The sequence below is a fragment of the Bacteroides sp. UBA939 genome, assembly GCF_002293435.1.
GTDB lineage: Bacteria > Bacteroidota > Bacteroidia > Bacteroidales > Bacteroidaceae > Bacteroides.
Map to the genome: position 1 here is coordinate 1 of NZ_DBDF01000223.1, position 9,474 is coordinate 9,474.

Sequence of the window (9,474 nt, forward strand, 5' to 3'; positions counted from 1 at the left end):
CAGGGACTTGGTACTCAGGCGCCCGAAGGCATCATACGTATTGTCAACCAGTGTAACAGTCGTTCCGTTCAGTTTGTGCTCTACCTTGCTTACCCTGTCCGCATGGTCGTACGTATAGGTATACACCTCCGTCTGGGTAGCCTTGCCCGTTGCCGTATGCGTGTGCGTCACAGTAGCGGGCTGTCCGGTAAAGGTATAAGTGGTAGTGGTGGTTTCATAACCGCCCAGCAGGTTGCTTGATATACTCTTCACCACACGTCCTTTGATATCATAATGATACGCCGTGTAGATCATGGAGTGACTATTGCCAATCGCAATAGCACTTCCCGTCAGCATACCTTTGCCGTATTTCTTGTCATCTGCATTTATACTATAAGCAGCATCGGTAAATCCATAACTACTCAAAAACTCATACCCGTCATAATAGTTAGAAAAATGAAGTTCGAAGACTGGACGATTGTTCAAGATCCTAGTCTCCCCCTGTTCTGTCAGACGGTTGAATTTATCATACAGGTAATACGTTCGTAACGAGCTGTCAGATACACGCTGGTTCCCATCCTGGGAGTAAGTCAACCTGTCCGCATCATCATACCAGTATTCTACCGGCTCAATACCGGGAAGTTTCTTCCAAACGCAACGACTGCGGTCATCATATTTATACTGGAAGGCATAAAGCGCCAGGTTATTATTATCCTGATACATAGGTTGGAGAACATAACGCAGGTTACCCAAATCATCATACACATAATAAGTGTCGTGCGCCACATTGGTAGCCACCTTACGGCTTAACAGAACACATCCATCCTTGTCGGTAAAGGTATAACTGACATTGTTATCCTCATCCGTAGTTTTAGTTACATAAAGTTCTCCGGCAGGATAATAAGTCGCCGCATCCCGGACAAGCCCGCCGTTGGCATCTACCAGGTAATGTATGCAACGCATCGAAGCGTCAAGCGTATTGGTCATGTAGCTTGTGACCACAGGATGTGTCTCCCATGCTTTCCCCGGACCGTGTTGCTTGATAACACGGTTCAAGGGAGAGGACTCATAAACAGGCTCGCTGTAAGGGCGGGCATCGGAGTAATTGCCGGGGGCGTTACTCTTAAATGTCGCCGGAGCCAGAAAAGTAGAAGTCGATTTTATCGGAAGCCAGGTGCTGGTTTCCCTGCCGAGGGCGTCATACTCCTGCAAGGTTACCAGGTTCTGTTTATCGGTGGGTGTAATTCCTTTCTGCACAGTCTGGAAAGAACGTCCCAAGCCATCGAAATAAACCACATTATCCATATAGGATGAACCGGTTTCGTTCAGCATCGTACGTGTCTGAACGTAATTCTGCGTAGAGACTTGCGCACAAACCGTGGCATAAAGTCCCAATATTACGATTAAAGTATATATTCGTTTCATTTCTATCTGATTTTATTGATTTTTATAATGGTATTCAAAACTTTGAATTGTCTTTCCCAAATGGTCGGTAACACTCTTTAGCCGCCAAGCTTCATCATAATTATAATGAGTGACGTTTCCATTCGGATCTGTTCTCGAAGTAATACCGGCAAACGGCTTGTAAGTATACGTCGTAACCAACGTCTGGGAACCCTTGAAATAGTTATCCAGTTTTGTCCTGATCAGGCCGACATCGGGAGTCTCTTCATTTTCCAGCGAAGCGAGCTGGGCGTCGAAAGCATACCCCAAAGCCGCCTTCACCTGGGCTACTGTGGCATTCGATATTTCGGCGATAATGTACCGCTTATTGTAACTCCATAAGTAGACGGTAGTCAGGTTCCGTTTCTCCGTCACATAAGAAAGGTTCCCGCCGGCGGTATAATCGCAAACGGCATCTATCAGGTAATAGGATGACGTGGAGTAACCGGTACGGTTTAGCGTGTCCGTCCCAATCTGCCCCAAGGCTTTATTGGAGAATTTAAAACTTCCGATTGCCAGAGGTTTTGCCAATCTCAGCCGGGAGTGGGATGTCAATTGCCCATTGTCATTGTATCTGTTCAAATCGCCTGACACAACGGATGAGACTCCGGCACGATTCACTATCTTTACCACTTCGGTAGGCACATTCAGTATATGCTTGTCCGTCAAGGTGCCGGGATAAGTACCGGTCGCGGCATAATTCTGCGGATAAAGCATGTGTACCGTTTCGCTCAGGCCGGAATTATAGGTAGTCTTGGCTGTAGACAACTGCAAATTCCAAGGATTATAGGTATAGTCGAACGTGGTAGTCAGCATGCCATTGTTGTCCGTATATTCTTTCACCACCTGCTTTGTCCGTTCTATCCGGAATGCGGAGGAAGGATAGATACAGAAGAGCATACGCCCGCCATTGGTGGACATCGCATAGTCATTTCCCCATACTACGGGTGAGCATGCGTCGGGACCGGAATAAATATCCTCCACTACGGCATTGACGTAATAGTGCTCTTTCTTCAAGACCGTATAGGTGTTGGTTGATTCACGCACCAGTTTACCGGTAGATGAATAGTCCGATTCTTTTATTAGATCTCCATTGCGCGGATCGGGCAATTGCGGAGTAAAGTCAAACATGGAAGCTCCCATATTCTTCTTGTTCCAGTACTCATATACCTTTTTCCCGTTATCACGAATGACTGATACCCGTCCGTAAGCCAATGCTACGCCTTTGGACAACGCCTGGTTCTCGGAAGAAACCTGCCAATACTCCTTTAATATGGGAGCAGGGGGAGGAGGATACATTGGACCGGTCGGAGTAGTACCACCCGCAGCACGTTCTTGCTGGAAAAGCTGTATTTTCCTGCGTGCAAAGCGCAAAGGGGTCATCAGCAATCCCGAAGATGCGCCTGTTTCCTTGGAATAGTCATATTTCGTAATAATATCATTCCCGAGATTATCAATCCGGCGAATCTCCCTGATCCGGACTCCACCTCCGTATGATATTATAGTACCGGTACTTGCTATTTTCATCTCTATTCTTCTGCTACCGGGATAACCGGGGTACGGCATAGTTTGCGGAGCGCTCATCGAAGGGGCCAATTGATATTTACCTGCCGGAAGAAAGAATCTTTCCGAACGCTTTACCCATCCGTTTTCAGCATTAACAGTATCTGCCGGGGTTAAGGGCCAGATTCTATATGGATGATAGTTTACTGCCGGACTACCGGGGACAGGTTCATAAATAAAGAGCATTGCCGGACTTCCCAACATGTTTCTCCACCATAATCCCGAAGGACAGTAGTGCGATACGGAAACTTCCACCTCCATATCCTGGCTTACTGTGAAATCCTTTGGTTTCGAAACATCTTCCGGCATGGCAGCGTTGGTGTCGGTTGTTACGGCTGTAAGTGAAAATGATGCCGGTACTGTAGTCTGGTGTGCATCAAGGTAAGTATAGTTGGTAAAAGAATGAGGCTCATAATTAAACTGGCTTTCACCGCCTGTGGGATAAACAATTTTGTTAAGCATCCCGGAGCCGACCGTACTCCAATTACATTTCCGGTTGGCGAAAGGTACGGAAGCGCTGTATGGAAAATCATTATACCCGCTTTCACCAGACCTTGGAACACCCACCAACAATGTCCTGTTGTTCTGTCCATTATAATACCCCCAGTAATCACGCGCAGACGAAGTCTTCGCAGGCAAAGAACCCAGATAACTGAATCTGTAAGGAGCCTGCTTCTTCAATACACCCGCAGCATCCGGCACTTCTTCCTGTAAAGAGTTCAGGAATAAACGCTGGTTGATTTGATTGCTGTTGTACAATGAATTATAGCCCGATAACAAGTTGCGGCTTTCATAATATTCATAAAGCCGGTTTCCTCCGACGGTGTTCGCGGTCGCATAGCTATACGCAAAGTTGAAGCGTTTTACGAGATTGCTTTTCTTATCCCTTACTTCTATATTCTCCAATTTTCTGCCCCCTTTCAAATCAGTCCGGGTGCCCACGTTGAAGCGGACAATTTCCTCATCCGTTACAATCTCATGCAAATAGAAATTATTGATCTTTATTACAGGAGAGAGTTCTTTCTCTACATAATAGTCAGGCTTGTTTGTCAGTCCCTGAAACCATGTTTCATGAAGCTCGGGTAACAAGGTTATCCAGTCATACTTCTTGTAATTCAGAGTAATGGTTCTGCCGTTAGGATGTTTGATTTGAGTCAAGTAATAAGACTGATTAATCGGGGAATTAGTCAGCGCGCTATTGAACGCATTGGGATTATTATCCTCTATTACGCCAAATGTGTACTGGATACCATTGGCATCGGTAATCCGTGTAATACCGGTAGCTCCCCCTTCAATCTTGAATTTCTGCTCCTTGCCGGTTACAATGAACTTCCCTTGCAAGGGATGATAGATGAAGTCAAAACTATGTCCCATAAAGTTAGCGGAATAAGATTGCGCCTCGCCTTCACGGTTTCTCAGGAGGTGACCGTACATCACATGGGAGAGATCCGTCGTCTTAAGAGGGCCGTTACACGGCAAAAAAGCATTATACCCGTGAGTCCCTCTCCAGCCAGCCTCATGGTTTCCGTCCATCTTATAATAACGCCCAAAATCATCGCTGTACACTTGGCGCAAGTTCAGTCTGTTGTAGAGAAAATCCCAATCCGATGTCGTAGCGCCGGTTCTGGCCAGCGTAGTGCGCGTGGTAACCATTCCACCCGCATTCAGAAGCCAGTTCAGACCTACCCAGGTAGCTTCCTGGTTCACCGGGATAGCCGTAGCCTGATAATCCAGGGTTATTGGCAAACTCAGTTCTCCACATTTCACCATATAAATAGGAATAGATATCTGGGGAACGCCTGTATAAAGGCTTACCGGAATATCACCTACTTTCATAAATGCCGCCACTTCGGGCGTTTTGATCTTGACACGCTGCAAAGTGGACTCCGATTGCGAATAGGCATTCAGAGAACAGAGCAGTACGAGAATCCATATTATACTTTTTTTCATAATTGCTTTATTGTTTGTTATTTGATGATTTAATTATTTGATTAAAATTGCAAGTTTCCTGGTTCCCCAGCTTTTCACCACAGACATGTGCACCTGCCGTGATGAAAAGAAAGGGATTAGTTAGGCGCCCACAGGACGGGTTGGCGGGTGAAGAGGGAATACTTTATTCTTCCTTCTGCTTCTTGTTATTCCTGATAACTCTTACCACAGTTGTGACTACTGCGATAGCTACCTTGAGGATTACTCTCCATACGGATTGCTTGGTTGACATGGTTTACACCTCCCTTCGGAATTTTTAAAGTTGAAAATTGAGAGTTGAAAGTTGAAAATTAGGGTTCCGGTAATTGAAAGCAATGGTTGTTAATTATAAGCAGTGATTCAATTAATTGGAAATTAGAGTTCCTTCTACACTGAGAAGTAGGGGCATGGTTAGCCTGGGTGGCGCTGCAAGGCATCACGGGTGGGGGATACTTCTCGTATGTTGAATGATTGGCTTAATTGATGAACCGTGACGCTACGGGAGGACACAGCGGCTTTTTGCTCTGTTGCCCGGGGAAGCCGTTGTGTCTTCCCGTAGTTGGTGTCAGGTTCGGTTCGATTCAGTCCGGAACAGTTCTGTTCGTTCCGGTTCAGTCCGGTTCTGTTCAGTCCGGTTCAGTCCGGAATACTTCTATTCATTCCGGCTCGGTATGTTTCAGTCAGGTTCGGTACTGCTTAGCCCAGCGGATTGTCGTCTATTTCGCCTTGGCCACCGCCTGGATTGTTGCCATTGTTATCGCCGTTACTGCCACCACCGTCACCGTTACCGCCACTGCCGTCGTCTTCGGTAGCTTTTGGTTTGTAGGGTACGCACTTCACGCCGGTCACCATTGAACGAGTGGACACACTGCCATCCGGGTTGCGGGTATAGGAGGGCATGAAGCGAACATACAGGGTACACTGTGCTGCCGATACTTCTTTCGCTGTTTCTACGCCCTTGCCGGTAGATTTCATTACCATGCGGAACGAGCCGAGGCCGTCCAGGGTTACGCTCTCCGAAGAGCGCAGGTGTTGACCGATTACGGTAACCAGGTTGTCGATGGTGTTCTTCACGTCACCTGTGGTAAGGGAAGAATAGGCTGCGACTTCGCGGGCGATTTGATCGGTACCGACATTGGCTATTACTTTCGCACGCGGATAAAAAAGTCTCTTGCCGTCTTTCTCCAGTATTGACTGGAATGGATAATACATTATTGCCATAATAAATTTGTTTTTAAATAAATAAGTTTGTTTTTAAATTAAGTAAATAATCTCTGTTTTTGTCTTAAGCTTAAGTACACTGCAAAGGTAAAGGTTCTTTTTGAATACACATAATAAAAATATCGTTTTGGAATAACCATCTTCAGAACACATTGTGGGACACATTATTCACACATAGAAGCCACAATGTCTATCAAGCAAAACCTAAGGAATCATTTTTCCACCCACAACCTTGCCTTTCAAACGGATGTTGCGGCAAAAGTTTAAGTCTGTTATCTTTTATCCTGCATTATTCATGCTGTAGGTTAGATAATCACTTCACTCCTGACACGGCCTCAACGCTCCTTGAACTACGACCGGCACAAGCTGAGCAGGTACCGTCCAGGTTGGCGTATTTTCCCGTGGCTTCTGCGTATCTCCTCGAAACCTCTCCACATGGGATGGCCGATGACGCCGAAGTTGCTCTTACAGATGATGGCGTACTGCTCCGGGGGAGGCACGTGGTACGCCCGGAGGTTGTATATCAGTCCGTCCAGGTTGCGCGGCAGACCGTCGGCAGGCGGTTGCAGACGGGCAATATCGTCGTGAGTCCATTCTTTGCGGGAACTACCGTTTCCTGGAGATTTCACTGCGCTATTCACAGATCCCCCTGCGTTGCCTGCCGGAATCACTGTACTCACCGGAATCATCACATTACCTGCCGGAATCCCCACGTTGCCTGCCGGAACCTTCATGTTATCAGCCGGAATCATCGCACTCACCGGAATCCCCACGTTATCTGCAGGAATCTTCACGTTATCTGCCGGAATCACCGCATTACCCGCCGGAGTCACTGCACTGCTCGCCGGCGCCACCGCACTGTCCTCCGCCGACCTCACCGCACCGCCGGCAGCATTTCTTTCCGCAACTCTGTTTTTCAGAAAATCATCCTCCCTGTTTTCCTCTCTTTCCTCTTCAGCGAACTTCCGGTTCGCTTCTCCGGCAGTTCCCTCTCCGGGGGAACTATTGAGGAGGGGGTTTTTTATGCTATGCTGTGCTATGCTATTCTGTGCTATGCTATGTGTACCAAAGTACACAAAACGTGCATTTTCGGTCTTAAATGTTACATCTTCGGGTATTATTGCATCATTTTCGGGTATTATTACATCGTTCCCGTACGCTGCATTTCCGGGGTTTTCGTCAGATGTTCTGTATTCTTCTCCGGGCGAAGTACCCCCTTTTTCTTCTTTAAATGATGCATCTTCCTTTTCAAACAGTTCATTCCATTTTCCCGATTCTCGTGCTTTTGAAGAATCTCGTACTTCTAAGAAATCTCCTGCTTTTGAGGATTCTCCTACTTTTGAAAAGTTTCCTGCTTCTGAGGATTCTCCTACTTTTGACGATTCTCCCACTCTTTCGGTATCTTCGAGCTTCGCAGCCTTTCCTCTTTTCCCGCTTTTCCTTGTTTGCTCTTCATTTCCCTGTCCACTACTTGCTTGCTGACCGGCAAGTTCTTCGGGCGCAAGCAGACAATAGCGTTCGTCTATCAAACACGTGCTTCTGCGTTTAGTACTGAAAAGGAACTGACGCTGGATGTCGCCATCGGTCAAGATACCGTAATCCCGGAAAAGTCTGCCGTCGAAGATGTTGAACTCCACGGCAAGCGCCACGATGCGTTTCACGTCGGCGGTTTCCGTTTCATAAAGGTTGTCGGCGAGGTCTTCGTAGAAAGACTCGTCGGCGGTTACATAGTAGCCCTCACCTGCGTAGATGTACGAAAGTGTCTGTACCAGCACGGTGAAAGCGGCATCGCCCTCGCGCTTCATCAGGCGGCGCACCAGGCGGTTGTGTATAAAATCGGTGTTTACGGGGAAATAGTCTAAGCCCCGTTTCTTTATTCGAGCCATAATTTTTAAAAGTAGTTAGGAGTTAGTAGATAGGAGTTAGTAGAAAGTAGTTAGTAGAAAGTAGATAGTAGAAAGTAGGTGGTAGAAAGTAGGTGGTAGAAAGTAGGTGGTAGAAAGTAGGTGGTGGGGATGATGGGGATTGGCGGTTAGTAGCCGGAATCATCTATTGCTCCATTCCATCTATTCATCTATCCATCTATCCATCTATCCATCTATTCGTCTATTCATCTATTCATCTATCCATCTCTTGCATCTATTGCATCCATTGCTTTCATTTCGGCTTCTGCAACCATTCTCTTTTTCCGTGCGATGCTTTCGTTCACCTTTTGGCGGGCTTGGAGTATGAGCCGCATTCTTTCTTCGCGGTCTAACACAGAGGTTATTACGACGCGTTGCGGCGCATTGTTTTTGGGGCGTGAAGTCGATTTGCTTTTCTTGTGTACCAGGGTTTTTATTCTCCGGCATTCCTTGCAATAGTTGTCCGGTTGCTGTTTCCCTTTTCGAATGTAGAAATTCTCCAGCGGGAGTTCCTGTTTGCAGTAACTGCAAATGTGGGTGGTTTTTATAGGATTCTGTTCCATAATTGTTGGGTATAAAAGTTTGTATTATATTAGAGATAATTGTATTGTATCAGAGATAAGCATATTATTAACTGCTTGCTATACAGCGATTTACCATTATGTATACGCCATGTGCGAACCACATATATATCCAGCGTGAACCGCATATATCCCGTCCATGAACCGCATATATCCCGTCCTTGAACCGCATATATGCCGTGCGTGAACCATATATATCCCGTCCATGAACCGCATATATCCCGTGTGTGCACCATATATATGCCGTGAACAGGAAAACAGGTTGCTGATAAAACAAAAAGGCCTCCAAACCCTTATCCAACGGCGGTTTTTGCCGGGGTAAGATTGGATGGTTGATATAAAGTGTACGTATTCCATAAAAAATAATATAATTTATTTGTATCATAAAAACATTCTGCTTATTTTTGTCTCCGCAAATATAAGTGATGTTTTGCATATAAAACAAATTGTTTCAGGAGTTAATTCGAAAAAAGTTCGTAACTACCTGTATATGAGCAAGTAACAGGTTTTATTATTTTTGCAGCCTAAAATATGTGCAAAACAAGGTTTATATAAGCTAAGAATAATAGCTCAATTTGAGAACAAAAGCTTAAAAATGAGAGCAATAACTTAAAATTGGAAACAACAACTTAACCTGCATTATTCATAAGTGCCTTGTCATAAATGAGAATTTAGTGATGAGAATGGGTACGCGGATGGCACGGATTAAGCGGATGAACGCGGATAACGCGGACGAGCACGGATTCTTCTTTTTAAAAGGTAATTAGGATCTGGTAAATGATTAGCAGAAGTATCTCTATTAGCTTCGCTGACAG

Annotated in this window: 5 protein-coding genes and 2 pseudogenes; all 7 read right to left on the reverse strand. The window is 45.8% G+C overall.

Annotated elements, in window-relative coordinates:
* On the reverse strand, positions 1 to 1,404 hold a 1,404-nt coding region (locus B2Z67_RS14650), incomplete at its 3' end, for a DUF6443 domain-containing protein (RefSeq protein ID WP_291530587.1).
* A 12-nt stretch (positions 1,405 to 1,416) separates the two neighbouring features.
* Positions 1,417 to 4,935 carry an RHS repeat domain-containing protein gene (locus B2Z67_RS14655; protein WP_291530588.1) on the reverse strand — a complete coding sequence of 1,173 codons (3,519 nt, stop codon included), beginning with the start codon at positions 4,933 to 4,935 and terminating at the stop codon, positions 1,417 to 1,419.
* A gap of 163 nt (positions 4,936 to 5,098) precedes the next feature.
* A complete protein-coding gene (locus B2Z67_RS15975; RefSeq protein WP_414630819.1) occupies positions 5,099 to 5,206 on the reverse strand; it encodes a DUF6486 family protein in 108 nt (35 codons plus the stop codon).
* 443 nt (positions 5,207 to 5,649) lie between these two features.
* Entirely contained in the window at positions 5,650 to 6,174 is a 525-nt protein-coding gene (locus B2Z67_RS14660) for an HU family DNA-binding protein (RefSeq protein WP_291530589.1), read from the reverse strand.
* 350 nt (positions 6,175 to 6,524) lie between these two features.
* A pseudogene (locus B2Z67_RS14665) lies at positions 6,525 to 6,764 on the reverse strand (hypothetical protein); the annotation flags it as partial.
* 1,053 nt (positions 6,765 to 7,817) lie between these two features.
* Positions 7,818 to 8,060 (reverse strand): annotated as a pseudogene (locus tag B2Z67_RS15980) (DUF4373 domain-containing protein); the annotation flags it as partial.
* A 236-nt stretch (positions 8,061 to 8,296) separates the two neighbouring features.
* Entirely contained in the window at positions 8,297 to 8,641 is a 345-nt protein-coding gene (locus B2Z67_RS14675) for a hypothetical protein (RefSeq protein WP_291530590.1), read from the reverse strand.
* Positions 8,642 to 9,474: the final 833 nt, after the last annotated feature.

What these genes read in the sequence shown, in the direction of transcription:
- B2Z67_RS14660 (WP_291530589.1), bottom strand. Translation starts at nt 6,174, where the DNA reads ATGGCAATAATGTATTATCCATTCCAGTCAATACTGGAGAAAGACGGC.
- B2Z67_RS14655 (WP_291530588.1), bottom strand. Translation starts at nt 4,935, where the DNA reads ATGAAAAAAAGTATAATATGGATTCTCGTACTGCTCTGTTCTCTGAAT.
- B2Z67_RS14675 (WP_291530590.1), bottom strand. Translation starts at nt 8,641, where the DNA reads ATGGAACAGAATCCTATAAAAACCACCCACATTTGCAGTTACTGCAAA.
- B2Z67_RS15975 (WP_414630819.1), bottom strand. Translation starts at nt 5,206, where the DNA reads ATGTCAACCAAGCAATCCGTATGGAGAGTAATCCTCAAGGTAGCTATC.